A 26,752-nucleotide genomic window follows, 5' to 3' on the forward strand; every position below is an offset into this window, starting at 1 on the left:
TCTTGTCCCGTGCCCGAACCTTCAGCGAACGAATCCCACCAGGAGTTCCCCCAGGAGTTCCGTCAGGAGCCGCACCGGCAGTCCGCTCAGGACGCCCGGCGGGCCCACGCCCACGCCGCGACGCTGAAGCGTCTGGAGAAGTCGTCCGGGAGTCTCGCGGCGCAGGCCATCGCGCGCATGGACGAGACGCTGTCCTGGTACCGGGCGATGCCGCCGGAGAACCGCTCCTGGATCGGTCTCGTCGCGCAGGCCGGCATCGCCGCGTTCACCGAGTGGTTCCGGCACCCGGACGCGCCCCAGGCCATCTCCACCGACGTCTTCGGGACCGCGCCGCGCGAGCTGACCAGGGCCATCACCCTGCGCCAGACCGTGGAGATGGTGCGCACCACGATCGAGGTGATGGAGTCCGCGATCGACGAGGTGGCGGCCCCCGGGGACGAGTCCGTGCTGCGCGAGGCGCTCCTCGTCTACGCGCGTGAGATCGCCTTCGCCACCGCTCAGGTGTACGCACAGGCCGCCGAGGCACGCGGTGCCTGGGACGCCCGGCTCGAATCGCTCGTCGTCAACGCGGTGCTGTCCGGCGAGGCCGACGAGGGCGCCGTCTCCCGCGCGGCCGCCCTCGGCTGGAACTCCCCCGAGCACGTCTGCGTCATCCTCGGGACCGCACCCGACGGCGACAGCGAACTCACCGTCGAGGCCATCCGCCGCGCCGCCCGGCACGCGAAGCTGCAGGTCCTGACGGGTGTGCTCGGCGACCGCCTGGTCGTCATCGCGGGTGGCAACGACAATCCCCTGCACGTGGCGAAGTCCCTGATCGGGCCGTACGCGGCCGGGCCCGTGGTGGCCGGCCCGATCGTGCCCGACCTGCTCGCCGCGACCCGTTCCGCGCAGGCCGCGGCCGCCGGGCTCAAGGCCTGCGCCGCCTGGCAGGACGCGCCGCGCCCCGTCCTCGCGGACGATGTGCTGCCGGAGCGCGCGATGGCCGGGGATCCCGCAGCGCGCGACCAGCTGGTGGAGGAGATCTACAGACCGCTGGAGGAGGCGGGCTCCGCGCTCCTGGAGACGCTCAGCGTCTATCTGGAACAGGCGAGCAGCCTCGAAGGGGCGGCCCGGATGCTCTTCGTCCACCCCAACACCGTGCGCTACCGGCTCCGACGTGTGACTGACGTCACCGGCTGGTCGCCTTCCGATGTGCGCTCCGCGTTCACGCTGCGCATCGCGCTGATCCTGGGGCGGCTGGCCGACGGGGATCCCCAGTCGTAGGGGTTTTGTCGGCCTCCTACAATTACCCCGGCTGTTCTTCGTCCCTGTCCCCACGGGCGGGCCCCACCGTCCACAAGAGAGAGTGTAAGAGTGCTCGTACTCGTCGCTCCCGGCCAAGGCGCTCAGACGCCCGGCTTCCTGACCCCCTGGCTCGACCTCCCCGGTGCTGCGGACCGCATCGCCGCCTGGTCCGACGCCATCGGGCTCGACCTCGCCCACTACGGCACCCAGGCCGACGCGGACGCGATCCGCGACACCGCCGTGGCCCAGCCGCTGCTGGTGGCCGCCGGTCTGCTCTCCGCCGCGGCACTCGGTGACATCACGCCCGGCGCCGTCGCCGGACACAGCGTCGGCGAGATCACCGCCGCCGCGTACACGGGTGTGCTCACCGACGACGCCGCCCTGAAGCTCGTGCGCAAGCGCGGCCTGGCCATGGCCGAGGCCGCCGCCGTCACCGAGACCGGCATGGCCGCGCTGCTCGGCGGCTCCCCCGAGGTCACCGTCCCGCACCTGGAGAAGCTGGGCCTGACCCCGGCGAACGTGAACGGCGCGGGCCAGATCGTGGCCGCGGGCACCCTGGAGCAGCTCGCCGCCCTCGCGGAGGACAAGCCCGAGGGCGTCCGCAAGGTTGTCGCCCTCAAGGTCGCGGGCGCGTTCCACACCGAGCACATGGCTCCCGCGGTGGCCCAGCTGGAGGAGGCCGCCAAGGGCCTCGACCTCGGCGACCCGCGATTCCCGTACGTCTCGAACCGCGACGGCAGGGCGGTCGACGCCGGCGCCGACGTGATCACGCGCCTGGTCGGTCAGGTCGCCAACCCGGTCCGCTGGGACCTGTGCATGGAGACCTTCAAGGAGATGGGCGTGACGGCGCTGATCGAGGTGTGCCCCGGCGGCACCCTGACCGGTCTCGCCAAGCGCGCGCTGCCGGGCGTCAAGACGCTCGCGGTGAAGACCCCCGATGACCTCGACGCGGCCCGCGAGCTCGTCGCCGAGCATTCCTAGCCGAGAGCGACAAGGAGCCGTAGCGCATGTCGAAGATCAAGGCCGGCCAGGGCCACCCGTACGCACGGATCATGGGTGTCGGCGGCTACCGTCCCACGCGCGTCGTGCCGAACGAGGTCATCCTCGAGACGATCGACTCGTCGGACGAGTGGATCCGTTCCCGCTCCGGCATCGCGACCCGCCACTGGGCCTCCGAGGAGGAGACCGTGGCCGCGATGTCCGTGGAGGCCTCCGGCAAGGCGATCGCCGACGCCGGCATCACGCCCGAGCAGATCGGTGCCGTGGTCGTCTCCACCGTCTCGCACTTCAAGCAGACCCCCGCCATCGCGACCGAGATCGCGGACAAGATCGGCGCGGGCAGGCCCGCCGCGTTCGACATCTCCGCGGGCTGCGCCGGCTTCGGCTACGGCCTGACCCTCGCCAAGGGCATGGTCGTCGAGGGTTCCGCCGAGTACGTCCTGGTGATCGGCGTGGAGCGGCTGAGCGACCTCACCGACCTGAGCGACCGGGCGACGGCGTTCCTCTTCGGTGACGGCGCGGGCGCCGTGATCGTCGGCCCCTCCAAGGAGCCGAAGATCGGCCCGACGGTCTGGGGCTCGGAGGGCGACAAGGCCGGGACGATCAAGCAGACCGAGAGCTGGGAGGCGTACCGCAACGGCACGCTCGACAAGTTCCCGGCCATCACGCAGGAGGGCCAGGCGGTCTTCCGCTGGGCCGTGTTCGAGATGGCGAAGGTCGCCCAGCAGGCGCTGGACGCGGCCGGAATCACCGCGGACGACCTGGATGTCTTCATTCCGCACCAGGCCAACGAGCGGATCATCGACTCGATGGTGAAGACTCTGAAACTGCCGGAACACGTCACGGTCGCCCGTGACGTGCGCACCACCGGCAACACCTCGGCCGCCTCGATCCCGCTCGCAATGGAGCGGCTCCTGGCGACCGGCGAGGCGAAGAGCGGCGACACCGCGCTCGTCATCGGCTTCGGGGCGGGTCTCGTGTACGCCGCCACGGTCGTTACCCTCCCCTAGGCACTCCGTCCGGACCATCCGGTCCGTACGGCTGTAAACCACCCTGCCGCTCCTGCGGCGGGCGCCACACCCTCTGGATACACAAGAAGGAGCGCCGACATGGCCGCCACTCAGGAAGAGATCGTCGCCGGTCTCGCGGAGATCGTGAACGAGATCGCCGGCATCCCGGTCGAGGACGTCCAGATGGACAAGTCCTTCACCGACGACCTGGACGTCGACTCGCTGTCCATGGTCGAGGTCGTCGTCGCCGCCGAAGAGCGCTTCGACGTCAAGATTCCCGACGACGACGTCAAGAACCTCAAGACGGTCGGCGACGCGACCAAGTACATCCTCGAGCACCAGGGCTGATCTGCCCCGTGCTCTGTCGCCACCCGGCGGTGGCGCCGCTGATCCCCTCAACACCGTGGAGAATTTTCCTGTGAACTCGACCAATCGCACCGTGGTCGTCACCGGTATCGGCGCAACCACACCGCTGGGTGGCGACGCAGCGTCGACGTGGGAGGGCCTGCTCGCGGGCCGCTCCGGCGTCAGCGCGCTGGAGCAGGACTGGGCAGCCGAGCTGCCCGTCCGCATCGCCGGCCAGATCGCCGTCGAGCCCGGCGAGATCATCCCCCGCCCGCAGGCCCGCAAGCTGGACCGGTCGGCGCAGTTCGCGCTGATCGCGGCCAAGGAGGCCTGGGCGGACGCCGGCTTCACCGCGAAGGCGGGCGAGGACACCTCGGTGGACCCGCACCGTCTGGGCGCCGTCATCGCCTCCGGCATCGGCGGCGTGACCACGCTGCTCGACCAGTACGACGTGCTCAAGGAGAAGGGCGTACGCCGCGTCTCCCCGCACACCGTGCCGATGCTGATGCCCAACTCCCCGGCGGCCAACGTCGGCATCGAGCTGGGCGCCCACGCGGGCGTCCACACCCCGGTGTCGGCCTGCGCCTCGGGCGCGGAGGCCATCGGCTACGCGATCGAGATGATCCGCACCGGCCGCGCCGACGTCGTCGTCGCGGGCGGCACGGAGGCGGCGATCCACCCGCTGCCGATCGTCGCGTTCGGCAACATGATGGCGATGTCCAAGAACAACGACGACCCGCAGGGTGCCTCGCGCCCCTACGACGCGGACCGCAACGGCTTCGTGCTCGGCGAGGGCGCCGGCGTCGTCGTCCTCGAGTCGCAGGAGCACGCCAAGGCCCGCGGCGCCAAGATCTACGCGGAGGCCGTCGGCCAGGGCATCTCGGCCGACGCCCACCACATCACGCAGCCCGAGCCGTCCGGCAACGGCATCGCCGCGGCGCTGCAGAACCTGATCGACACGACCGACCTCAAGCCCGCCGAGATCGTGCACGTGAACGCGCACGCGACCTCGACGCCGCAGGGTGACGTCGCGGAGATCAAGGCGCTGCGCAAGGCGTTCGGCGACGACGTGGACCACATGGCGATCGCCAGCACCAAGTCGATGACGGGTCACCTGCTCGGTGGCGCGGGCGGCGTGGAGACCGTGGCCACGGTCCTCGCGCTCAAGCACCGCATGGCCCCGCCGACGATCAACATCGAGAACCTCGACCCCGAGGTCGACGCGGACGTCATCCGGGACGAGGCCCGTGCGCTGCCTGAGGGCCGGATCGCGGCGCTGAACGACTCGTTCGGCTTCGGCGGCCACAACGTCGTCCTGGCGTTCCGGACCGTCTGAGTCCACCCGCACGCACGCGAAGGGGCCCCACCACCCGGTGGGGCCCCTTCGCATTGCCTGCGAGCAGGCGGGCGTCAGACCACCTGGTGGAGCCACCGCACGGGCGCGCCCTCACCCGCGTACCGGAAGGGTTCCAGCTCGTCGTCCCAGGGCTTGCCGAGGAGCTTGGCGAGCTCGGCCTCCAGGTCGCTCTCGCCGCGCTGCGAGCGGGCGAGCGCGGCGCGCAGCCGGTCCTCGGGGATCAGGATGTCGCCGTGGATGCCGGTGACGGCGTGGTAGATGCCGAGCTCGGGCGTGGCGCTGTACCGCTCGCCCTCGGCGCTCGCGCAGGGTTCGGCCGTGACCTCGAAGCGCAGCAGGTCCCAGCCACGCAGGGCGGAGGCGAGCTTGGAGGCGGTGCCCACCGAGCCCTGCCAGGAGAATTCGGATCTCCAGGTGCCCGGCGCCGCGGGCTGCCTGATCCAGTCGAGGCTCACGCGCGCGCCGAGCACGCCCGCGACGGCCCACTCGACGTGTGGGCACAGCGCGCGCGGAGCGGAGTGCACGTACAGAACTCCACGTGTCGTCACCGGGACCTCCAGTGTGGGTCGAGGTTCGCCTTCCCCAGCGGCCTCGCGCCCGTGCCGAGCAGTTTTCCCAAATACTAGATAAACCTGGGAAAAGGGGACAGATGTGACGTGATGTAATTTAGCGGAACCACTGCAGCGGGGCGCCACCGGGTGGACACCCGCCCTGTCGCTGCCGTGACAGCGACAGGCCCGGCGGCTACGGGGCCGAGGCTACCGTGCGGCGGCGCAAGGAGTGTGACGTACCGTCGGTCCGAAGGCCAGGAAACGCCGACCATTCACCCGGCGGGGCGCAACCCCGGCCGCGCGCACGACGTCACGTTGAACGACCGAGGGGAGCAGGGATGCACAGTCGCAGGCGCCGCTCGCGTGCCGTGGTCGCGTTCGCGACCGCGGCCCTTCTGTGCGGCGGGGCGCTCACCGCGTGTGACGCGCAGGGCGGCAACTCGCCGGCGCCGGGTTCGCCCGGCCACGCCAAGCCCTCCCCCTCACCCACCCCCGTCTGGGACACCTCGCCCCGCTCGGTGGCCGCCGTCGGCGACTCCATCACCCGTGGCTTCGACGCCTGCTCGGTGCTCTCCGACTGCCCCGAGGCGTCCTGGGCGACCGGCACCGACAACGAGGTCGACAGCCTGGCGACCCGGCTGCTCGGGAAGACACGGGCCTCCTCGCACAGTTGGAACCACGCGAAGACCGGGGCCCGGATGGCGGATCTGACCCGGCAGGTCGAACAGGCCGCCGCCGAGCGGCCGGAGCTGGTCACGGTGATGACGGGCGCCAACGACGCCTGCCGCCACTCGGTCTCCTCGATGACGCCGGTCGCCGACTTCCGCGCCGACTTCGAGCGGGCGATGCGGGCCCTGCGCCGCGAGCTGCCGAAGGCCCAGGTGTACGTGGCGTCGGTGCCGGACCTGAAGCGGCTCTGGTCGCAGGGGCGGACCAACCCGCTGGGCAAGCAGGTGTGGAAGCTGGGCATCTGCGCCTCGATGCTGTCCGACCCCGATGACCTGGACGCCGCGGCGACCGAGCGGCGGGCGAGGGTGCGGGACCGCGTGGTCGCGTACAACGACGTCCTGGAAGAGGTCTGTGACCAGGACCGGCGGTGCCGGTACGACGGCGGTGCGGTCTTCGACTACCGCTTCGACGGCGACCAGTTGAGCCACTGGGACTGGTTCCACCCGAGCAAGAACGGCCAGGCGAGGCTCGCCGAGATCGCCTACCGCAAGGTGACGGCGCGCAAGTCGGCGTCGTAGCTCCCTCGTCCGGGCCGGGCGCGACCGGCCCGGCGTAGGGTCTCGATCATGCGCAGTGAACTCTTCGGGACGCTCCCCGACGGCACGCCCGTCCACCGCTGGACCCTGGAACGGGGCGGGGTGCGGGTGCGCGTCCTGACGTACGGCGGGATCGTGCAGTCGGCGGAGGTTCCGGACGGATCCGGCGGGGCGACACCGGTGGCGCTGGGGTTCGGGGGCCTGGAGGGGTATCTGGCGCACCCGGGGCCCTACTTCGGGGCGCTGGTGGGGCGGTACGCGAACCGGATCGCGGGCGGCTCCTTCACGCTCGAAGGGCGGACCTTCCGGCTCGCGCGCAACAACGGGCCCAACGCCCTGCACGGCGGCGAGCGCGGCTTCGACCAGCACGTGTGGGACGCGGAGCCCGCCGGTGGACACGGGGTGCGGCTCTCGCGGGTCTCCCCCGACGGCGAGGAGGGCTACCCCGGGCGGCTCGCGGTCGCGGCGACGTACACGCTGGATGAGGCGGGCGCGCTGCGGATCGCCTACGAGGCGACCACCGACGCCCCGACCGTCGTGAACCTCACCAACCACACGTACTGGAACCTGGCGGGCGCGGACGGCGGGAGCGACGCGCTCGGCCACGAGGTGCGGATCGCCGCGTCCCGGATCACGCCCACGGACGCCGACGGGATTCCGACCGGGGCGTACGAGGACGTGGCGGGGACGCGGTACGACTTCCGCGCGGCGGCCGGCGCCGGGCCCGGCTACGACCACAACTACGCGCTGGACAAGGGGGTCACGGCGGCGCCGGTCGAGGTGGCTGCGCTGCGCGACCCGGGCTCGGGCCGGGTCCTGACGGTCTCGACGACCGAACCGGGGCTCCAGCTCTACACGGGCGACCACTTCGCGCCGGACCTGCCGTTCGCGCCCTGCGCGGGGATCGCGCTGGAGACGCAGCGCTTTCCCGACTCCCCGAACCGGGCCGGGTTTCCCTCCACGGTGCTGCGGCCGGGTGAGGTGTTCGCGTCGGAGACGGTGTACGGCTTCTCCGTGACGTGAGTCCCATGGGGGGCGGTGGTCCGGCCGGGCGTCAGGCGACCACCGTCTCGCTCAGGCGGCGGTCCGTGAGGGAGTGGGCGGCCTCCACCTCGTACCGGCCTTCCCGGTAGGCCCACGCGCCGGCGGTCTCGTCCCAGGTCTCGAAGGCGCGGCGCGGGAGTTCGACGGTCACCTCGGCCGTCTCGCCGGGTGCCGCCTGGGCGAGTGCGAAGCCCGCGAGGCGGCGGGCCGGGCGGGTGCCGTCCTGGTGGGCGGGGGCCAGATAGACCTGGACGACCTCGCGGCCCGCGCGCTCCCCGGAGTTGCGGACGCGGACAGTGACGGTGGTGCCCTCGACGTGCAGCGACTCGTACGTCCAGTCGGTGTAGCCGAGGCCGTGGCCGAAGGGGTACGAGGGTGTGGCGCCCGCCTTCTCCCAGGCCGCGTAGCCGATGAACACGCCTTCGGAGTACGCGAGTTCGCCGTCCTCGGGGGTGACCTGGCTGACGGGGGCGGACGCGAGGTCGCCCCAGGTGGTGGGGAGCCGGCCGCCCGGCTCCTCGACGCCGAGCAGGACGTCCGCGAGCGCGGCGCCGCCCTCCTGTCCCGGGAACCAGCCGAGCAGGATCGCGGCGACCTCGTCGCGCCACGGAAGTTCCACCGGGGCACCGGAGTTGACGACCACGACGGCCCTGGGGTTGGCCGCGGCCACGGCGCGCACCAGGTCGTCCTGGCGCCCCGGCAGCCGCAGGTCACGCCGGTCGAAGCCCTCGGACTCGACGCGTTCGGTGGTGGAGACGACCACGACGGCGGTGTCGGCGGCACCGGCGGCCTCGACGGCCTCGGCGATCAGCTCGTCGGGGTCGCGCCGCGGGCCGAGGTGGACGAGGGAGAACATGACGGCCGGCAGTGGCGCCGCGGACTCCTTGCCGCGGGTGTGGCGCAGGGAGACCTCGACGGTCCTGCCCGCGGTGAGCGTCACCTTGCCGCGCTCGACGGGCGCGCCGAAGAACGCCTCGAAGGGGTCGGCCCCGGACTCCATCCGCTGGACGTCGTCATAGAGCGTCTCGCCGTCGACGGTGAGCGTGAAGGCGCCGAGGCCGCGCGTCCCGAACGCGTGGTCGCCGCTCTCGCGCGGGGTGAAGGTGCCGCGCACCTCGACGCTCGCCAGGGTCTCGTGGGTGACGCCCTCGGGCAGGTCGTCGCCGATCCACTGGACCTGGCCGGAGGGGAGGCGGCCCTCGCCGAGGACGGCGCCGTCGGCGTCGCGGCAGACCGCGTGGAGCGCGAACCCCTGCCCTGCGGGGGCGAGTTCGTCGCTGGGGTCGGCGCCGACGGAGTACGAGAGGGCGCCCTCGGGCAGGGCGGCGGTCAGGCCGTCGAGCGGGGAGACGACGTGCGCGGGGAAGACGGTAGCGGAGCCGCCGCCGAGGATGCGGGCGTCACGGGCGGCGGCGCCGCTGAGGGCGACGGTGGGGGTGTCTGTTTCCCTTCCACCAGTGCCGGTGAGGGGCAGGGTCCGGTTCTCGTTGCGCACGAGGACGAAGGCGCGGCGGGCGACCTCGCGGGCCAGCGCCTCGCCGTCGATGGCGGCGGGCAGGTCGCGCGGGGCGACGGCCGGCTCGGCGCCGTCGAGGGCGCCGGTGCGGGCGGCGAGGCGCAGGACGTTGCGGACGGCCGCGTCGACGCTCTCCTCGGCGACCTCGCCCGCGCGGACGGCGGCGGCGAGCGGTGCGCCGTACACGGTCCCGGGGCCCGGCATCGCGAGGTCGAGGCCGCCCTCGACGGCGCCGACGGTGGAGCGGGCGGCCATCCAGTCGGAGACGTTGACGCCGTCGAAGCCCCATTCGCCGCGCAGGACGCCCTGGACGAGTTGGTGGTGCTCGGTCATCGTCACGCCGTTGACCTGGTTGTAGGCGGTCATGATGCCCCAGGGGCGGGCGTTCGCGACGATCGCCTCGAAGGGCGCCAGGTACAGCTCGCGCAGGGCGCGCGCGGAGACCTTGTTGTCGACGGTGAAGCGGTCGGTCTCGGCGTCGTTGGCGACGAAGTGCTTGACGGTGGTGCCGACGCCGCCGGACTGCACGCCTCGCACATAGCCGGTGCCGATGACGCCCGTCAGATACGGGTCCTCGCTGTACGCCTCGAAGTGCCGGCCGCCGAGCGGGGAGCGGTGGAGGTTGACGGTGGGGGCGAGGAGCACGTGGACGCCCTTGCGGCGGGCCTCCTGCGCGAGCAGCGCGCCCACGCGGTGGGCCAGGTCCTGGTCCCAGGTGGCGGCGAGCGCGGTCGGGGACGGCAGGGCGACGGACGGGTCGTCGGCGGTCCAGCGGACGCCGCGCACGCCGATCGGGCCGTCCGACATCACGAGGGGCCGCAGGCCGATCTCGGGCAGGGCGTGCAGCGACCACATGGTGCGGCCGCCGAGCAGGCGGGCCTTGGCGTCCAGGTCGAGCGCGGCGAGGGCGGCGTCGACGGCGGCGTCGCGTCGGGTGCGGGCGTGGTCGTCTTCGGTGGGTTCGGGTCCCGCCATGGGGTGCCTCCTCGTTTCCGTTCGGTTCGGTTCGGTTTGGTTCCGGTCCGCGTCTGTGGGGCGGGCGCGCCCTTCCATCGTGCGGGCTGAACCTGTAGAGGAGTAGGTTTTGTTATGGTCCCGTTACCTAAACATGTCGTACGGTCCTCCGGGCGAGGACGTACGGAAGGGGCACGGCCATGGTGGCGACGGCCAGGGGCGAGGAGCGGCGCGCGGAGATTCTGCGGGCGGCGTTCGAGGTGATCGCCGAGCGCGGGTACCGGGGCGCGAGCCTCGGGGCGGTCGCGGAGCGGGTGGGGCTCACCCAGCAGGGCCTGCTGCACTACTTCCCCACGAAGGAGGCGCTGCTGGTCGCCGTCCTGGAGGCCCGCGACCAGTGGGACGCGGTGCCGGGCGGCGAGTGGCGGCTCGATCTGCTCGGCTCACTGGTGGAGTACAACGCGATGCGGCCCGGACTCGTGCAGACGTTCGCCGCGTTGCTCGGCGAGAGCGTGACGGAGGGGCATCCGGCGCGGGGCTTCTTCGCGGGGCGGTATGCGGCGGTGCGGGGTGCTTTCTCGGCGGTTTTGCGGGCGGAGTACGGGGAGCGGTTGCCGGGGGGGCTTACGCCGGAGGCGGCGGCGGTGTTGCTTGCGGCGGTGATGGACGGGTTGCAGTACCAGTGGCTTTTGGACCCCGGCTCGGTGGATATGGCGGGGGCATTTCGGGACTTTCTGCGGTTGCTGGACGTGGAGGGTGACGTGCACTAGGCGGGTGGGGGTTCTTTGCGCAGTTCCCCGCGCCCCTTATCTGGGGGCTGAGGTCCGTCTTTGGCGTGCGGGCCGGTGGGTTTTCTTGCGCAGTTCCCCGCGCCCCTATCCCCCGCCGTCCCTGACAGTCTCCCTGCTGGCCCGTGGGGGTTGCTCGTGCCGTTCTCCGCGTCCCTTACGGGGCGGTGGGGTGGGCAGCGCCGGAGGTGCCGTTTTAGGGGCGCGGGGAACTGCGCGATCAACCCCCACCGGCCGCAGCCTTAAGAAACCACCCCCTTACGGGGCAGCGGCGTGGGCCGCGCCGGAGGTGCCGTTTTAGGGGCGCGGGGAACTGCGCGACCAGCCCCCACCGGGCCGCAGCCGAAGAAACCACCCCCTCACGGGCGATGCCCGTTTAGGGGCGCGGGGAACTGCGCGACCAGCCCCCACCGGGCCGCAACCGGCAGCGCGCCGAGCCACCCCGCACCGGGGCCACCGTCACGTGGAGGGCCGGGCCCGGATGTGGGGGACCGCTCGGGAGATGTCCTCCGTGGCCACCGCCGGATCCGTACACGCCGACCTGAAATGGTCAAGCACCGCCTCCATCACCGGGAGCCCCGCGACCCCCGTCGCGAGGGCGACGTCCTTGACCGCCAAGTCATTGGCGAAGTGCACACCCTTCGCGAAGGCCCGGGCAACCGCACCACCGAGCGGCCCCGCCGCCAACGCCTCCCGCGCCGTGTCCTCCGCGAGCTCCAGGGAGTCCGCGAGCTTCATGGCCTCGGCGACCAGGGCCACGCCCCCGAGGACCGCCGTGTTCACGACGAGCTTGAGCGCGGCGCCGGAGCCGAGCACCCCGGTACGGGTGACCGGACCGAAGCGGGCGAGCACGTGCTCGACGGCCGCCGCGTCGCCGCCCGCGAGGATGCCGAGCCTCCCCTCGGCCGCCTTGTCCGTGCTGCCCATGACGGGGGCGTCGACGAGGGTGACACCGGCCGGGACGCGGTCCGCCAACTCCCGCACGGTCTCGGGCCCGACGGTCGACATCTCCACCCAGTACGAGCCGGCGCGCAGCGCGGGAAGGACGGCGTCGGCGACCTCGCGTACGGCGTCGGGGCCCGCGAGCATCGTGATGACGACGTCGGCGTCGCGCACCGCCTCGGCGGGGCTCGCGGCGGCCGTGGCGCCCGCTTCGACGAGGCGCTCCGCCTTCTCCGGGGTACGGTTCCAGACGGTCAACGGGTGCTCGGCCGCCAGGAGTTGACGGGCCATCGGCTCGCCCATGTGGCCGAGGCCGAGGAATGCGATCTTTTCCATGCGGTCGACGCTAGGCCCGGCGCCGTCATGCGACAAGCGAATGTCTAGCATGCGGGCCATGCCGAACCCGCATGCCACACACGGGCCCACCACCACACCCCCGGCCCCCTCACCCCCGAACCCGGCACCCCCGGAACTGTCGACCGTCTGGCTCCGCACGTTCCTCGACGTGGCCCGGCACGGTTCCTTCACCGTGGCCGCGCGGGAGCTGGGGTGGACGCAGTCCGCGGTGTCGCGGCAGATCTCCGCGCTGGAGGCGGCGCTGGGCGGGGCGCCGCTCTTCGACCGGTTGCCGCGCGGGGTACGGCCGACCGCGCAGGGCCGGGCGCTGCTCCCGCACGCGCAGGACATCCTGTCCCGACTGAGCACCGTGGGGCGGGAGTTGGCGGCCCTGCGGGACGCGTCGGGCGGGCCGCTGCGGGTCGGGGCGTTCGCGACGGCGGACGCGGGGCTGGTGCCGCGGGCCATCGCCGGGTTCCGGGCCCGTCACCCGGGCGTGGTCCTGACCCGCGAGGAGGGCCTGACGCCCGCCCTCCTGGCCCGCCTGGCGGAGGGCGAACTCGACCTGGCGGTGGTGTCGTCGACGGGCGGCGCGCGGCCCGGCGAGGCGTACGACCTGCACCATCTGCTCGACGAGGAGTTGTACGTCGCCCTGCCCGCGGGCCACGCGCTGTCGACCGAGCCGGAAGTGTCCCTGCCTCAACTCGCCGCCGAGGACTGGGTGTCGGGCACCCGCAACGGCGAGCGCGCCCTCCTCGACCCGGCACTCCGCCACGGCTTCCGCCCGCGCATCGCCCACGTCGTCGCGGAGTGGACGGCCAAACAGGGCTACGTCGCGGCGGGCCTCGGCGTGACCCTGGTCCCCGCACTCGCGGCGGAGGGCGTACGACCGGACATCACCCTGGTCCCCGTACGGGACGAGGGCCTCCCCGCCCGCGCGGTGTACGCGGCGACCCCCAGAACCCTGACCCCGACCCCCGCGACGTCCCCGTTCCTGGCGGCGCTGCGCGTGGCGGCGGGAAAAGTGGGCTAGGCGAGCCGCGCTCGGGCCGCATCGTTCGTGCGGACGTGGAGGTGGCCCTCACCCGGGTAGTCGGGCGGGAACGGCGACAGTACGGAGTCCAGGACGTACCCGCACTTCAGGGCCGTACGGCAGGAGCTCGTATTGGCGACGGTGTGGAGGAGTTCAAGGCGGCCGGCCGGCGTCAGGTGCGGTGCGGCGAGCGCCCAGCGCGAGAGGGCTTCCAGGGCGCGCGGGGCCACGCCCTTGCCCCGGGCCTCGGGCACGGTCCAGTAGCCCACCTCCGCGGCGGCACCGGGCCGCGCGCTGTCGGGCACGACCTTGAGCAGCACCTCGCCGACGAGGCGTCCGGCCACGTCATCGCCGCCCGCACCCCGGTCCCCCGCCTCGGTCATGGTCATGGTCACGGCGAAGTTGAACCGGGTGCCCGCGGACCACGCCGCGCCCTGCTCGTCGATCCAGCGGCGCGCGTCGGCCGTGCTCGCCAGGTTCGTCGTGATCCAGCGGCGCAGGTCCGGGTGGCGGTGGGCCGCGAGGAGTGCGGGGGCGTCGCCGGGGCGCCACGGCCGCAGCGTCAATCCCGGTGCGGAGAGGGCGAGTCCGTCAGCGGTCGGTGTCTCGGCCACATGGTCTCTGCTCCTGTTCTGCGCCGGCTGTCCTGCGCCGACTGCTCTGCGCCGGGTGGGCTGTCCCGGCTGCTCTGTGCCGGGTCGGCGGGGTGTAGGCGGGCGGGGTGACGGCGCGGGTGGGTGCCGCGCTCCTCGGAAGCACACTCACACACCTCGGCGCACTTCAGCCCTTCTTCGGCAGCTGCTGGGTCGCGCAGTGGATGCCGCCGCCGCCCTCGCCCAGGGCGTCCACAGGGACCTGGACGACCCTGCGGCCCGGGTACAGGTCCCGCACGATCGACGCCGCCTCGTCGTCCGCCCTCCTGTCGCCGAAGCGGGGCATGATCACGGCGCCATTGGCCACGTAGTAGTTCACGTAGGTCGCGAGGAAGTCGTCGCCGCGGCGGCCGATGTCGGACGGCTCGGGCAGGGAGACGAGGTCGAGGCGCTTGCCCCGGGCGTCCTCCGCCGCGCCCAGGGTCTCGCGCGCCTGTGCGTACGCCTTCGACCAGACGTCATCGGGCGCCGCCTGGCTCGGCGTGCTCATGAGGACCACACCGGGTTCGGTGAACCGGGCCAGCGCGTCGATGTGGCAGTCCGTGATGTCCTCGCCCCGGACACCGTCCACCCAGAGGACCTCGGTGGCGCCGAAGAGCCTCTTCAGCTCGCGCTCGATGTCGGCGCGGGACTTTCCGGGGTTGCGGTTCTCGTTGACCAGCGAGCTCTCGGTCGCGAGCAGCGTGCCCGCCCCGTCGACCTCGATCGCGCCGCCCTCCCCGACGAGCGGCGCCTCGATCCTGGCGAAGTGCCGGTCCGCGAGGATCTCCCGCGCGACCTCTCCGTCGCGGTCGTGCTGCTGCTTGTCGCCCCAGCCGTTGAAGTTGAGGTCGACGCCCGCGATGCCGTCCGGGCCGAGGACGAAGCTCGGTCCGGTGTCCCGCATCCACAGGTCGTCCACCGGGACCGGCACGACCGTCACGCCCGAGCCGCAGGCGCACCGGGCCGCCGCCACGTCCCGCTCGTTCGCCAGCAGGGTCACCGGTTCGAACTCGGCGATCGTCCGGGCGATCCGCGCGATGTCCTCGCGGACGGCGTGCACGTCCGAGCTCCAGATGCGGCGGGTCGGCCAGGACATGTACGTCAGCTCGTGCGGCGCCGACTCCTCGGGCATGCGGCGGCCGCCGCCGGGGGTCGCGGCGGCCGGCTCGGCGCGGTCCCTCCTCCCCCGCCCGCCGATACCCCCGCCCCCGCAGGCGCTCAGCGTCACGCCGAGGGCGGCGAGGCCCCCGATCCCCACGGCCCGGCGCCTGGACATCCGCGTGAACGTGAACGACATGATCGATCCCCTTGACTGACCTTGACTGAAAATTTGGTCAGTACGAGCGTAAGGCATGATCGGGCATCGGACACGTCGACCGTCACCGTCTTTCCGCGGGCGGTTTCCTCAGGCAGTGGAGTATGCGATGCCGGACAGGCCCACCCAGATCCTCGAAGCCGCCGCCCGGCTCATCGCGCGGCGTGGCGTGCGCGGGCTGCGGGTGGAGGAAGTGTCCGCCGAGGCCGGCGTCTCGACCGCGCTGATCTACTACCACTTCAAGGACCGTGCGGGGCTGCTCCGCCGCACGCTGGAGTTCATCGGCCGCCGCGCCGTCCGCTACACCGACCCGGCCCTCGACACCGCCCCGGACCACGATCCGCGCGCCCAGCTCACCGACCTGCTGCTCCTGGAGCTCCAGGACACCCCCCGCGTACGGGAGAACAGCGCGGCCTGGGGCGAGCTGCGCGCCACCGCCGTCTTCGACCCGGACCTGCGCGAGCAGCTGGCCGCCGCCACCCGGGAGTGGGCCGAGGACCTGGCGCACCTCGTACGGCGGGCCGTGGCCGCCGGGCAGGCCCGTGCCGGGGTCGACGCGGAGGCCGCGGCCGAGCGGCTGACCGCGCTGGTCGAGGGGTTGAGCGAGCGGTGGCTGAGCGAGTCGCTGCCGCTCGACCGGGCCCACGAGTTGCTGCGGGGCGCGGTCGACGTGGAGTTGGGGCAGCACTGAGCGATGGGGGGATCCATGAGTACGGGCAGGATGCACGCCGACGAGGCCGACATCGACGAGGGCCTGGTGCGGCGGCTGGTCGGGGCGCAGTTCCCGGCGTGGGGCGGGCTCGACGTGGCGCGCGTGGACTCCGCGGGGACGTCCAACGCCATGTACCGGCTGGGTGCGGACATGGTGGTGCGGCTGCCGCGGGTCGCGGGCGCGGCGCGGGACGTGGAGCGGGAGCAGGCTTGGCTGCCCCGGCTCGCGCCCGCGCTGCCCGTCGCGATTCCCGTACCGCTGGGGAAGGGGCGGCCGGGCGAGGGGTACCCGTACCCGTGGTCCGTCTTCCGGTGGCTGGAGGGTGGGACGCCCGATCCGGACCGGGAGCTCGCCGAGCCCGTGCGGTTCGGGAGGGACGTCGCGGAGTTCGTGACCGCTCTGCGCGCGGTGGACCCGGCCGGGGCGCCGGCGGCCTATCGGAGCGGCCCGCTGGCGGAGCGCGACGACGAGACACGCGCGGTGCTCGCCGCGCTGGGCGACGCCGTGGACGGGCCCGCCGCGACGGCGGTGTGGGAGACCGCGCTCGGCGCCCCGGCGTGGCCGGGTCCGCCCGTGTGGGTGCACGGCGATCTACAACCGGGCAACGTCCTCGTCGAGCGGGGCCGGCTCGGCGCGGTCATCGACTTCGGATGCATGGGTACGGGGGATCCGGCCGTCGACCTGATCTCCCCGTGGTACCTGATGAACGCCGAGGCCCGAGAGTCCTTCCGCGCGACGCTCGGCCCGGCGACGGACGACGCGATGTGGGCACGGGGACGGGGCTGGGCCCTGACGATCGCCCTCATGGAACTGTCGTACTACCACCGGACGAACCCGGTGATGGCCCGCATAGCGCGCCGCGTTGTCGCGCGGCTGACGGGGCGGGGGGCTGGGTAGCCGACCGGAGGCGCGTGGGCTGGGTAGCCGACCCGAGGCGGTGGGCTGAGGGCTCCGTCGACCTGCGGCTCCGTCGCTCCGCCGGTGCTGACGGCTCCGTCGGCTCACGGGCCGTGGGCGCTGGTCTCCGCCGGCCCCGCGCCGCGTCATCGCATGACTGACCCAGCGAGTGGCCGGGCAGCCGACCGCAGGCGCCGTCGGCCCTGACGGCTGGACGGCTCCGTCGGCACTGACGGCACTGACGGCACTGACGGCTCCCGGACCGTGGGCGCTGGGCACCTCCAGCTCCGCGCCGCGTCATCGCGCGGCTGACCGAACAGGTGGCCAGGTAACTGACCGCAGGCGCCGTCGCTTCACAGGCCGTAGGCGCTGAGCGCCGCCAACACCGTCCGCGCCCCGGCCCTCCCCTGTCCTCAGGGCGCCAGCAGATGCGCCGCCAGGCCCGCGGCGCATCGCGTGCCGCGTGATCGCGCGGCTCACCGAGCGGGTGGCCGGGCAGCCGACCGCAGGCGCCGTCGGCCCCGGCCCGTAGGCGCCGGACGCGGGCACCGCCAACACCGTCCCCGCACCCCCTCCCCCTCCCTCAACTCACCAGCAAATGCGCCGCCAGCCCCGCGATCAGCGCGCTCGACGTGAGGGCCGTGAGTAGGCGGCCCCTGCGGCCGGTCAAGGTGTGGCTCAGGAGTGCGCCGCCGGTCGCTAGCAGCAGTTGCCAGCTTGTTGACGCCGTGAACGCGGCCAGCGCGAACGCTCCCTGTTCCAGGTGCGTCAGCGAAGCGGTCGCCCGGCTGCCGAGGACCAGCGCGGCGAAGTAGACGACCGTGGCGGGGTTCAGGAGCGTCAGGCCGAGCAGGGCCCCGTACGCTCGGGCGGGGCCGGGAAGCGTGTCGGTCCTCGCGGCGATGTCGTCGTGTGCGCGGTAGCGGCGGATCGCCGTCGCCGCGCCCCACGTCGCCAGGACCACTAGTACCAGGACCGAAGCCTCGCGCAGCGGCGTCAGGAACGGCTCGACCACACCGGTCAGCGACGCGCCGCCGACCGCCGCGACGAGCGCGTAGAGGCCATCGGCGGTCGCGACGCCCAGAGCGGCGCAGGCGCCGGTGCGCAGGGTCGTGCGCGCGGTGAGGGCCTCGAGGTAGGTCCCGACGGCGCCGACCGGCATGGCGATGCCGTACCCGGCGAGGAGCCCCGCGACCAGGACCGCGCTCATGCGTGCGCGGGCATCGGCCTCCGCGATCGGCCGGCCTGCTGCTGTGCCGGCGCCAAACGGAGGGCGGGGGCGGTGGGCAGGAGGGCGGCGGTGGCCGGGAACGGGTGCATGGGCCGAGCGTTCCGTCAGCCGGGCGCGACCGGCAACCGATTTACGCGGACGGGCCCGGTCTTACCCATCCCCTTGCCGCCTCCCCAAAGCCGTCCACCCGTCCGCGCGCCCTCGGAACCTCCCCCCCAACCCTCCCCCATGGCGCTACCCCCACCCCTCCCGCGATACTTCCGCCACCTCACCCGTCACGGAAGGACTCGCGTGCACATACGACTTGGTGCCCTCGGCGTCGCCGCCCTGCTCGCCGGGCTCGGGCTCCCGGCGTCCGCCTCCGCCGCGTCCCCGGCCCCCGGCCGCCCCGCCCCTGGCCGCCCCGCCCCCGGCCCCGCCGCCCCCACCACCGAAGAGGCCCGCCTCGACCGTGCCGCTCCGCAGGAGATCCTGCGGCGCAGCGGGTTCGACTCCGTGGCGCCCGAGTTGGAGCGCGCGCTCGGCACCGCCCGCTCCTACGACCAGGCGCGGCGGCTCGTCGTACGCGAAGGCGCGGCGCTGTGGCGGCGTGCCGTCGACCGGGCGCAGGGGCGCGGGCCCGCCGGGGGACGGGACGCGCTCAGCCGGGACGACGACCGGCCGTTGTACTGGGCCCGGCTCGGGATGACGCGGGAGCTACGCGGGTGGGAGCCCACCCGGTTCACGCTCACCGCACCCCAACGTGCCACGATCATCGGTGCGTTGGAGCGGTCGTCGCGGGGGCAGGACACCGTCTCGTACCGCGGCGGGAAGCACGTCAAGCGCATCCTCGTCACCGGTTTCGACCCGTTCACCCTCGACCGGGACGTCCGCATCAGCAACCCCTCGGGCGCCACCGCGCTCGCCCTGGACGGCACCACGATCCGTACCGCCGACGGGCCCGCCCGCATCGAGGCGATGACGTTCCCCGTACGCTGGCAGGACTTCGCCGACGGCGCCGTCGAGCGGGCGCTGCGGCCCCACCTGCCGCACGTCGACCTGTTCACCACCATCAGCCAAGGACGCGTCGGCAAGTTCGACGTCGAGCGGACCAACGGCGCCTGGCGCGGCGGCTTCCCCGACAACGACAACGTGTCGCGCACCGAGACCGCCCCGGTCACCGATCCCGCCACGCAGCCCCAGTGGACGTCGACGACCCTCCCGTACAAGGCGATCACGGAAGCACGGACCGGGCGCTTCCCGGTGTACGACAACACGTCGGTGACCGAGATCCCGGCGGGCGGCACCGAGCCCGTGGTCCGGCCCGACGGGCCCACCGAGGGGTCGACCGCGCGCGAGGGCGGCGGCGGGAACTACCTGTCGAACGAGATCGCCTACCGCGCGACGCTGCTGCGCGACCGGCTCGGGCTGCACGACCGGCTGCCGGGCGGCCATGTGCACACGCCCGTCCTGCAGTTCGGCGCGGGCAACACCGACCCGGCGACGGGTGAGGTCACCGATCCCGAGTTCGTGCAAAACCGGCTCGACATCATCGCTCAGGTGCGGGGGATCCTCCGGGTGGCCGCGTCGTCGTCCTGATCCGCACCCGGTGTGCGACCGCCGCCGTCGCCGTCCGTGCCGTCCTCGCCCAGCAGGTCCCGTGCCATCAGCGTCGCCCCCGCGACCGCGCCCGGCATCAGGAACACCGCGACGAACGGCACCAGGAAGGCGACGGCGAGCGGCGCCCCGAACCCCCAGGCGAGCGTCTTGCGGGCGCGCAACAGCCGCAGCCGCTCGCGCAGTTGGACACCCCGGCGCTGCAGCGCGACCGCCGTGAGCTCCTCGACCAGGAAGAACCCCGTCACGCAGAAGCCGATCACCGGGACCACCGTCTGGCCCACCACCGGGAGGAAGCCGAGCGCGAAGAGCAGCACGCCCCACAGCGCCGCGCGCACGACGATGCGCAGGCTGTCCCGCCCGGAGATCCACAGGTCGCGCCAGAGCGGCAGCCCCGACTCGGGGGCGTGGCCGGACTCGGCGATGTCGACCTTCTCGGACAGCGACTCGTAGAAGGGCTGGCCGATCAGGAGCGTCATCGCGGTGAAGGTGAGGACGGAGAGCAGCAGCGCGAGGGCGAAGAGCAGGGCGGTGAGGAACCCGCGGAAGAGGCCGGCCCAGGGCGAGGACCAGTCGTCGGCGAAGGGCGTGGCCCAGCCGACGAGGTCGGCGCCCCACAGGGCGAGCGCGACCAGCGCGGCCGCGTAGAGGAGGAGGGTGATGAGGCCGGGCAGCAGCCCCCACCCGTACTGCCTGCCGTGCTGGGCGACCCAGCGCTGCCCCTTGATCAAGTAGCCGAAACCCACACCCAGATCGCGCATGCGGCACACCTTAGCCGCAGGTGGGCGGGGGTCCGCAGGCGCAGGTGGGCGAGGGTCCGCGCGGGGCGGGTGACCGGCCTGTCGCGGTCGGGGCACAAAGCCGGTCGCGGCGGTGGGAAATACCCGGCGGGGCGGGCGGGTTGATCATGTCGACGATGTCCCGACCCGCCCCGGAGGCCGTTCCGCATGACCCGTGAAGTGCGTGTGCAGGGCACCGTCGCCGACGGATACGAGGCCGTGCGCGAGGAGTTCACCGCCGTCCTCGCCTCCCAGGAGCCGCGCTACGCGGGTCAGCTGGCCGCGTACGTCGCGGGTCGCAGGGTCGTCGACCTGTGGGTGGGCCCGGACACCGACGGCGACACGCTGTACGGGGTGTACTCGTCCACCAAGGGCGCCGCGCACCTCGTCGTCGCCCTGCTCGTCCAGGACGGCACGCTCGACCTGGACCGCGCGGTCGCCCACTACTGGCCGGAGTTCGCCGCCCACGGCAAGGCGGGCGTCACCCTGCGCGACCTGCTCGCGCACCGGGCGGGCGTGGTGGGCGCCGACTCCGGCTTCTCCCCCGAGGAGCTCGCCGACGACCGGGTGATCGCCGAGCGGCTCGCGGCGCAGCGCCCGTACTGGCGGCCCGGCACCGCCTTCGGCTACCACGCCCTGTCCATCGGGGCGCTCAGCGGCGAGGTGGTGTTCCGCGCCACCGGCCGGACCCTCCAGGAGCTGTACGAGGAGCGGGTGCGCGCGCCGTACGGCCTCGCCCTCCACCTGGGCCTGCCCGAGGAGCACGAGGGCCGCTTCCACTCCGTGCTGCCGATGGACCCGACGCCCGAGCAGCGGGAGATCCTGGCGGCGTCGCAGACCGGGCCGCAGAGCCTGAACGCCATCGCCTTCAACCGCAACGCCGCGCGGCCCACGGACCCTCAGTCCCTGCCCAACTCCCGCGCGGTGCGCGCCAAGGGCCCGGCGTCGGCGGGCGGCGTGGGCTCGGCGCGCGGCCTGGCCGGGATGTACGCGGCGGCGGTCACCGGTGTCGAGGGGCGCGCGGCGCTCCTGACGGCGGACACGGTCGCGGAGTTCGGTCAGGTGCAGTCGGCCGGGTTCGACCTGGTCCTGCGGGCCCACAAGGCCTACGCGGTCGGCTTCCAGGCCACGTCGGAGGCCGTGTATCCGTTCCTCGGGGCGGGCGCCATCGGGCACAGCGGCCTGGGCGGCTCGCAGGCGTTCGCGGACCCGCGCAGCGGCCTGGCCTACGGGTATACGCGGCGGCGGTACGTGTTCCCCGGCGGCGCCGCGCCGGAGAACGAGCGGCTGGCCCGGGCGGTGCACGCGGCGGCGCTCGCGACGGGCTGAGGCGGCCGGCTCGACCACGACGGAGGGCCGCACCCCCGCCGGGGTGCGGCCCTCCGTCGTACGGCGAGCGGGGTCAGGCGACCGCGAGCTCGACCTTGATGTTGCCGCGCGTGGCGTTCGAGTAGGGGCACACCTGGTGCGCCTTCTCGATCAGGGACTGCGCGGTGGCCGCGTCCACGTTCGGGATGGAGGCGGTGATCGCGACCTCCAGGCCGAAGCCGCCGGCCTCGTTCTGGCCGATGCCGACCTTGGCGGTCACCGTCGAGCCGGAGATGTCGGCGTTCTCCTTGCGGGCGACCACGCCGAGGGCGCCCTGGAAGCAGGCGCTGTAGCCGGCCGCGAAGAGCTGCTCGGGGTTGGTGCCCGCGCCGCTGCCGCCCATCTCCTTCGGCGGGTTCACGACGACGTCGAGCTTGCCGTCGTCGCTGGCCACACGGCCGTCACGGCCGTTCTCCGCGGTGGCCACGGCGGTGTACTTGACGTCGATCTTCTGGATGGACATATGTGTCTGTTCCTCCTGAGATGTGACGTGGTGCGCGCCCACAACCACGGTTTGTGGAATCAGGTTATCGGATGCCGGAAGAGTCCCGGGGAGCCCGGCCGGGCTCGGCCGAGAGAACCGGGCTCAGCCGAGACCGGGCTCAGCCGAGGGAGACGATCATCTTTCCGGTGTTCTCGCCGCGGAGCATGCCGAGGAAGGCCTCCACGCCGTTCTCGACTCCCTCGACGACCGTCTCGCGGTACTTGAGCTCGCCGGAGCGGATCCAGCCGCCCACCTCGCGCACGAACTGCGGCTGCAGGTCGTTGTGGTCCTGCACGAGCATGCCCTGCAGCCGCAGGCGCTTGCCGATGACCAGGGCGAGGTTGCGCGGGGCCGGGGTCGGCTCGGTGTCGTTGTAGCCGGCGATCATGCCGCAGATGGTGGCGCGGCCGTGCACGTTCATCCGGCTGATGGCGGCTTCCAGGTGCTCGCCGCCGACGTTGTCGAAGTACACGTCGATCCCGTCGGGAGCGGCGTCCTTGAGCTGCTCGGCGACCGGCTTGGGGTCCTTGTAGTTGAAGGCGGCGTCGAAGCCGTACTCCTCGATCAGGAGCTTGACCTTGCCGTCGGAGCCCGCCGAGCCGACGACGCGCGAGGCGCCCTTCAGCTTGGCGATCTGGCCGACCTGGCCGCCCACGGCACCGGCCGCGCCGGAGACGAAGACCGCGTCGCCCTCCTTGAAGGAGGCGACCTCCAGGAGGCCGGCGTACGCCGTCAGGCCCGTCATGCCGAGCACGCCGAGGTAGGCGGAGAGCGGCGCGGCCTGCGGGTCGACCTTGGTGGCGTGCTGGGCGGGTACGGAGGCGTACTCGCGCCAGCCCGCGAAGTGCAGGACGTGGTCGCCCACCGCGTAGCCCTCGGCGTTCGAGGCGACGACCTCGCCGACCGCGCCGCCCTCCATGGGGCGGTCGAGCTGGAACGGCGGGACGTACGACTTCACGTCGTTCATCCGGCCCCGCATGTACGGGTCCACGGAGAAGTGCAGGTTGCGGACCAGGACGCGGCCCTCGGCCGGGGCCTCCACGGGGGCCTCGCGCAGCGCGAAGTCCTCCGGCACGGGCCAGCCGTCGGGGCGGCGCACGAGGTGCCACTCACGGCTGACCGAGGGGAGCTGTTCGGGGGTGACGGACATGAGGGGGTGTCCTCCTACTGCCTACCGCCTGCTGCCTACGGCATCGGGCGTACGGAAAATGCTTCAGGTTGTGAAACAACCATGCTCCTGAATATTTCATGATGTCAAGCAACCGGGTAGCCTGGTCGTCATGGCCACCCGCAGCGCACGTGCCCGCACGTCCCGCGCCGACCCGCTGACGCTCGAAGTCGTCGAGCTGATCGGCTCGGTCGTGGCGCGCTACCACGAGGAGTACGAGGAGGCTGCCGCCGGGCACGCGTTGACCGGGGCGCAGGCCCGCGTACTGGGTCTGCTCTCCCTCGAACCGATGCCCATGCGTCGCATCGCGCAGAAACTGAAGTGTGAGCCGTCGAACATCACGGGGATCGTCGACCGGCTCGAGGCGCGCGGCCTCGTCGAGCGGCGGCCCGACGCGGGTGACCGGCGGGTGAAGCTGGCGGCGCCGACGGATGAGGGTCTCTCCGTGGCCCGCAGTCTGCGGGAGTCGCTGGACTTCGCGCGGGAGCCGTTGGCGGAGTTGTCGCGTGAGGAGCGGGTGGTTTTGCGGGGGCTGCTGCGGAGGATGGTCGGCGAGTAGGCGCTCCGCTGGTTGAGCGGGGCCTCTGCGGGTGGGTTGTGGCTGGTCGCGCCGTTCCCCGCGGTCCTCAGGGGGCTGGTCTCTCGGGGCCTCTGCGGGTTGCGTGTGGTTGCTCGCGCCGTTCCCCGCGCCCCTGAGGGGGCTGGTCTCTCGGGGCTTCTGCCGGTTGTGTGTGGTTGCTCGCGCCGTTCCCCGCGGTCCTCAGGGGGCTGGTCCTTCGGGGCCTCTGCGGGTTGTGTGTGGTGCTCGCGCAGTTCCCCGCGCCCCTGGGGGGGCTGGCCTGGCGTCTCTCCTGCCGGTTGCCTGTGGTTGCTCGCGCCGTTCCCCGCGCCCCTGAAGGGGGGCTGAGCCTAGCGTCTCTTCTGCCGGTTGCGTGTGGTTGCTCGCGCCGTTCCCCGCGCCCCTGAGGGGGCTGGTCTCTCGGGGCCTCCGCCGGATGTGTGTGGTTGCTCGCGGCGTTCCTCGCGGTCCTTAGGGGGCTTGCCCGCACGGGGTTACGTGCACCACCACAGGAAGCGGTCGCAGGTTCTTGTGGGGGTGGGGGTTGGGTCCTGAGGTGGGGTGGGGCGGGATGTGTGGGGCGGGGCGGGTGGTGGGGTGGTGGGGGAGGTCTCGGGGGGTGGGGGCTTTGCGGTGTTCTTTGTGTCCGTCGTGTCGGCCTTGTCCTCGTGGGGGTTCTTGGCCTCCGCCGCCTCCTCCCGCTCCTTCCGCTCCTTCTTGGGCTTTCGCGCCGTCTTCTCCGTCGCCGTGCCCGACGGGTCCGGCGTCACATCCGACGCGTCCTCCGCCGTCGCGCCGCCCACGGCGCCCGCGCCGGGGCTCGCGGAGCCCGTCGGTGAGGTCTCCGTCGCCCCGGCGTCCGGCGCCGACGCCGCCGCCGGGTCCTCCGACGCGCCCTCCGTGCCCAGCTCCGCGAGGCTCAGGCCGCCCGCCGCGAGTGCCAGGCCCGCGGTGACGAAGAGGACCTTGCGGCGCCTGCGCCGGTGCGCCCTGCGGCTGCGCTCCTTGCGGCGGCCGCGCGTGCGCGGGGACGACTCCTCGAACCCGTCGTCGTACGCGTCCGGCTCCTGGGGCGACACCGCGACGGACCGCGCATACTCCCGGCACGCTTCGGCCGGGGTGCCGCACCCCGGGCAGGCGAGGGCGCCGTTGAGGTGCCTGCGGCACGGGTGGCAGTAGTCCATGAGGCATGGAGGCTAAGTGCCGCGTCGGCGCGAGAGGAAGTCGGCGCTGTGAAGGTTGTGTGCGGAATCGAACGGTCCGGGCTCAGGCCCGGCCGAGCAGGCCCCTCAACCGGCGGGCCCGCAGCACCAGTTCCAGCTCGAACCGGCGATCCGGGTCGTCAATCTCGTCACCCCAGAGTTCCCTGATCTGGCGGAGGCGGTAGCGGACGGTCTGGGGGTGGACGCCAAGGCGCGCGGCCACCTCCGGGGCGCCGCCGCGCGTCTCCAGCCAGGCCAGGAGCGTCTCGGCGAGGCGGCGGCCGTGGGCGGGGCCGCAGTGGTCGAGCGGGGCCAGACAGCGACGGGTCAGATCCTCGATGAGCTCCTCGGGCTGCAGGAGCACCAGCGCCTCGGTGTGCTCCGTGCAGTGCAGCACCTCACCGGCGGGCAACAGACCGCGCTCCATCAGCCGGACCGCCGCCTCCGCCCAGCGCAGCGACTTCGCGGCGTCGGCCAGCGCCACCGGCGGACCGATCGCGCCGGACCAGCCGGTCATCGCGCGGCGCAACAGCTCGGGCCGTCCCGCCGCCTCGGGGTCGGGTACGACCATGCGGGGCTGCTCGGCCTCCATGTCGAGCAGGACGCCCTGGCCGACGGCGGGCGGCACGGCCTCCCGCGCGGGGCGCAGCAGGACGCCGACGGCGACGCGTTCGGGCAGCTGCCAGCCGACGCGGGCAGCGCGTTCGCCGAGGTTGCCGTGGGAGGCGGGGCCGGCGCCGCGGGCCGGGCCCGCGCCCGTGCCGGTGGCGTGCGCGGGTCCTGCGCCGGTGTCGGAGCGCCGTTCGGAGAGCAGCAGCTCCAGCAACTTCCGTTGCAGGCGCAGGCGTTCACCGGCCTCGCGGGCGGCGGCCTCCGCGTAACCGCGTACGGACTGGTCGACGAGTCCGTCCAGGTACTCGAAGCCCGACTCGGCGAGTTCGTACATGGCCGGGGGCGGGATCTCGATCTGCTGGCCGATCTCGGCGAGACGCCGCCAGGCGAGCCGTACGCCCAGGCGGTAGATGGCCTGGAGCGAGTCGAGGCTGCGGCCGTGCAGTCCCTCGCCCCGGCCGAACTCCTGGAAGACCTCCAGGTGGTAGCGCGGCCGCCCCTCCTGTGATGCGAGCTGCTGGACGAAGCCCTCCAGGGCGCGCCGGATGCCGATCAGCGCCATCGGCTCGCCGGAGTCGTCGAGGACGACGGGCAGGCCGGGGTACTCGGCGCGGATCTCGCGCAGGATGTCCTGGGCGAGGGCGGGCACCTCCTCCAGGGCGAGCGCGGCGAACTCCCGCACCTGGCGCGGCGGTACGTCACGCCAGGCGGAGCGGGCGGCGGGGCGGGCCGGGTCCTCGTCGGCGGACATGGCGGGGGCTGCGGTCTCT

The 26,752-nt window shown here is 73.2% G+C and carries 25 protein-coding genes; 14 read left to right on the forward strand and 11 right to left on the reverse strand.

Annotation, left to right across the window (positions count from 1 at the left end; translation table 11 throughout):
• Nucleotides 1-9 precede the first annotated feature (9 nt).
• From fasR to fabF, 5 genes are all read left to right on the forward strand, one after another.
• The gene (gene fasR / locus ACFYO9_RS14720) at nt 10-1,263 is read left to right on the forward strand and encodes a fatty acid biosynthesis transcriptional regulator FasR (RefSeq protein ID WP_358704956.1); all 1,254 of its coding nucleotides are present in this window, start codon (nt 10-12) and stop codon (nt 1,261-1,263) included.
• 90 nt (nt 1,264-1,353) lie between these two features.
• A complete protein-coding gene (locus ACFYO9_RS14725; protein ID WP_358773185.1) occupies nt 1,354-2,265 on the forward strand; it encodes an ACP S-malonyltransferase in 912 nt (303 codons plus the stop codon).
• A 26-nt stretch (nt 2,266-2,291) separates the two neighbouring features.
• Nucleotides 2,292-3,293: a ketoacyl-ACP synthase III gene (locus ACFYO9_RS14730; RefSeq protein ID WP_355808772.1), complete on the forward strand. Its 1,002-nt coding sequence runs from the start codon at nt 2,292-2,294 to the stop codon at nt 3,291-3,293.
• 99 nt (nt 3,294-3,392) lie between these two features.
• The gene (locus ACFYO9_RS14735; protein ID WP_355808770.1) at nt 3,393-3,641 is read left to right on the forward strand and encodes an acyl carrier protein; all 249 of its coding nucleotides are present in this window, start codon (nt 3,393-3,395) and stop codon (nt 3,639-3,641) included.
• 70 nt (nt 3,642-3,711) lie between these two features.
• On the forward strand, nt 3,712-4,974 hold the full coding sequence (gene fabF, locus ACFYO9_RS14740) for a beta-ketoacyl-ACP synthase II (protein WP_355808768.1): 1,263 nt from the start codon (nt 3,712-3,714) through the stop codon (nt 4,972-4,974).
• Nucleotides 4,975-5,048: 74 nt separating this feature from the next.
• On the opposite strand, the gene ACFYO9_RS14745 is transcribed toward fabF, so the two are convergent.
• Nucleotides 5,049-5,543, reverse strand: coding sequence for a DUF3145 domain-containing protein (locus ACFYO9_RS14745; protein WP_055564346.1), 495 nt, complete (start codon nt 5,541-5,543; stop codon nt 5,049-5,051).
• Between the two features lie 341 nt (nt 5,544-5,884).
• Between ACFYO9_RS14745 and ACFYO9_RS14750 the strand changes: the two genes are divergently transcribed.
• Both ACFYO9_RS14750 and ACFYO9_RS14755 read left to right on the forward strand, forming a co-directional pair.
• Nucleotides 5,885-6,793 (forward strand): SGNH/GDSL hydrolase family protein, encoded by a 909-nt coding sequence (locus tag ACFYO9_RS14750; RefSeq protein ID WP_358773187.1) that lies wholly within the window; start codon nt 5,885-5,887, stop codon nt 6,791-6,793.
• A gap of 48 nt (nt 6,794-6,841) precedes the next feature.
• On the forward strand, nt 6,842-7,834 hold the full coding sequence (locus tag ACFYO9_RS14755) for an aldose epimerase family protein (protein ID WP_358773189.1): 993 nt from the start codon (nt 6,842-6,844) through the stop codon (nt 7,832-7,834).
• A gap of 31 nt (nt 7,835-7,865) precedes the next feature.
• Here the strand turns inward: ACFYO9_RS14755 and ACFYO9_RS14760 are convergent, their stop codons facing one another.
• Entirely contained in the window at nt 7,866-10,346 is a 2,481-nt protein-coding gene (locus tag ACFYO9_RS14760; protein WP_358773191.1) for a glycoside hydrolase family 3 C-terminal domain-containing protein, read from the reverse strand.
• A gap of 179 nt (nt 10,347-10,525) precedes the next feature.
• Between ACFYO9_RS14760 and ACFYO9_RS14765 the strand changes: the two genes are divergently transcribed.
• On the forward strand, nt 10,526-11,095 hold the full coding sequence (locus ACFYO9_RS14765; protein ID WP_355808757.1) for a helix-turn-helix domain-containing protein: 570 nt from the start codon (nt 10,526-10,528) through the stop codon (nt 11,093-11,095).
• 477 nt (nt 11,096-11,572) lie between these two features.
• Here ACFYO9_RS14765 and ACFYO9_RS14770 read toward each other — a convergent pair whose 3' ends face one another.
• Nucleotides 11,573-12,391: an NAD(P)-dependent oxidoreductase gene (locus tag ACFYO9_RS14770; RefSeq protein WP_358773193.1), complete on the reverse strand. Its 819-nt coding sequence runs from the start codon at nt 12,389-12,391 to the stop codon at nt 11,573-11,575.
• A gap of 49 nt (nt 12,392-12,440) precedes the next feature.
• Here ACFYO9_RS14770 and ACFYO9_RS14775 point away from each other — a divergent pair, with 49 nt between their 5' ends.
• On the forward strand, nt 12,441-13,424 hold the full coding sequence (locus tag ACFYO9_RS14775; protein ID WP_388666289.1) for a LysR family transcriptional regulator: 984 nt from the start codon (nt 12,441-12,443) through the stop codon (nt 13,422-13,424).
• On the opposite strand, the gene ACFYO9_RS14780 is transcribed toward ACFYO9_RS14775, so the two are convergent.
• Both ACFYO9_RS14780 and ACFYO9_RS14785 read right to left on the reverse strand, forming a co-directional pair.
• Entirely contained in the window at nt 13,421-14,038 is a 618-nt protein-coding gene (locus tag ACFYO9_RS14780) for a GNAT family N-acetyltransferase (RefSeq protein WP_358773197.1), read from the reverse strand. The genes ACFYO9_RS14775 and ACFYO9_RS14780 overlap by 4 nt on opposite strands.
• 166 nt (nt 14,039-14,204) lie before the next feature.
• Nucleotides 14,205-15,356 carry an agmatine deiminase family protein gene (locus ACFYO9_RS14785; RefSeq protein ID WP_358773199.1) on the reverse strand — a complete coding sequence of 384 codons (1,152 nt, stop codon included), beginning with the start codon at nt 15,354-15,356 and terminating at the stop codon, nt 14,205-14,207.
• 127 nt (nt 15,357-15,483) lie between these two features.
• Between ACFYO9_RS14785 and ACFYO9_RS14790 the strand changes: the two genes are divergently transcribed.
• Nucleotides 15,484-16,065 carry a TetR/AcrR family transcriptional regulator gene (locus ACFYO9_RS14790; protein ID WP_355808742.1) on the forward strand — a complete coding sequence of 194 codons (582 nt, stop codon included), beginning with the start codon at nt 15,484-15,486 and terminating at the stop codon, nt 16,063-16,065.
• 15 nt (nt 16,066-16,080) lie between these two features.
• Nucleotides 16,081-16,983 (forward strand): aminoglycoside phosphotransferase family protein, encoded by a 903-nt coding sequence (locus ACFYO9_RS14795; RefSeq protein ID WP_358773201.1) that lies wholly within the window; start codon nt 16,081-16,083, stop codon nt 16,981-16,983.
• A gap of 583 nt (nt 16,984-17,566) precedes the next feature.
• On the opposite strand, the gene ACFYO9_RS14800 is transcribed toward ACFYO9_RS14795, so the two are convergent.
• Complete coding sequence (locus ACFYO9_RS14800) at nt 17,567-18,193, reverse strand: LysE family transporter (protein ID WP_358773202.1); 627 nt, start codon at nt 18,191-18,193, stop codon at nt 17,567-17,569.
• Between the two features lie 318 nt (nt 18,194-18,511).
• Between ACFYO9_RS14800 and ACFYO9_RS14805 the strand changes: the two genes are divergently transcribed.
• Nucleotides 18,512-19,792: a pyroglutamyl peptidase gene (locus ACFYO9_RS14805; protein WP_358773339.1), complete on the forward strand. Its 1,281-nt coding sequence runs from the start codon at nt 18,512-18,514 to the stop codon at nt 19,790-19,792.
• On the opposite strand, the gene ACFYO9_RS14810 is transcribed toward ACFYO9_RS14805, so the two are convergent.
• The gene (locus ACFYO9_RS14810) at nt 19,750-20,571 is read right to left on the reverse strand and encodes an EI24 domain-containing protein (protein WP_355808733.1); all 822 of its coding nucleotides are present in this window, start codon (nt 20,569-20,571) and stop codon (nt 19,750-19,752) included. The genes ACFYO9_RS14805 and ACFYO9_RS14810 overlap by 43 nt on opposite strands.
• A gap of 186 nt (nt 20,572-20,757) precedes the next feature.
• Between ACFYO9_RS14810 and ACFYO9_RS14815 the strand changes: the two genes are divergently transcribed.
• Nucleotides 20,758-21,918: a serine hydrolase domain-containing protein gene (locus ACFYO9_RS14815; protein ID WP_358773204.1), complete on the forward strand. Its 1,161-nt coding sequence runs from the start codon at nt 20,758-20,760 to the stop codon at nt 21,916-21,918.
• Between the two features lie 73 nt (nt 21,919-21,991).
• Here the strand turns inward: ACFYO9_RS14815 and ACFYO9_RS14820 are convergent, their stop codons facing one another.
• Together ACFYO9_RS14820 and ACFYO9_RS14825 are read right to left on the reverse strand one after the other, a co-directional pair.
• A complete protein-coding gene (locus tag ACFYO9_RS14820) occupies nt 21,992-22,420 on the reverse strand; it encodes an organic hydroperoxide resistance protein (protein ID WP_355808728.1) in 429 nt (142 codons plus the stop codon).
• A 139-nt stretch (nt 22,421-22,559) separates the two neighbouring features.
• Nucleotides 22,560-23,591, reverse strand: coding sequence for an NADP-dependent oxidoreductase (locus tag ACFYO9_RS14825; RefSeq protein WP_358773206.1), 1,032 nt, complete (start codon nt 23,589-23,591; stop codon nt 22,560-22,562).
• A gap of 130 nt (nt 23,592-23,721) precedes the next feature.
• On the opposite strand from ACFYO9_RS14825, the gene ACFYO9_RS14830 reads away from it, so the two are divergent.
• Entirely contained in the window at nt 23,722-24,168 is a 447-nt protein-coding gene (locus tag ACFYO9_RS14830) for a MarR family transcriptional regulator (RefSeq protein ID WP_358704988.1), read from the forward strand.
• Nucleotides 24,169-24,662: 494 nt separating this feature from the next.
• Here the strand turns inward: ACFYO9_RS14830 and ACFYO9_RS14835 are convergent, their stop codons facing one another.
• Together ACFYO9_RS14835 and ACFYO9_RS14840 are read right to left on the reverse strand one after the other, a co-directional pair.
• Nucleotides 24,663-25,352, reverse strand: coding sequence for a hypothetical protein (locus ACFYO9_RS14835; RefSeq protein ID WP_358773208.1), 690 nt, complete (start codon nt 25,350-25,352; stop codon nt 24,663-24,665).
• 82 nt (nt 25,353-25,434) lie between these two features.
• The gene (locus tag ACFYO9_RS14840; RefSeq protein WP_358773341.1) at nt 25,435-26,733 is read right to left on the reverse strand and encodes a helix-turn-helix domain-containing protein; all 1,299 of its coding nucleotides are present in this window, start codon (nt 26,731-26,733) and stop codon (nt 25,435-25,437) included.
• Nucleotides 26,734-26,752 lie beyond the last annotated feature (19 nt).

The sequence above is a fragment of the Streptomyces sp. NPDC005863 genome, from assembly GCF_042871345.1.
Taxonomy (GTDB): domain Bacteria; phylum Actinomycetota; class Actinomycetes; order Streptomycetales; family Streptomycetaceae; genus Streptomyces.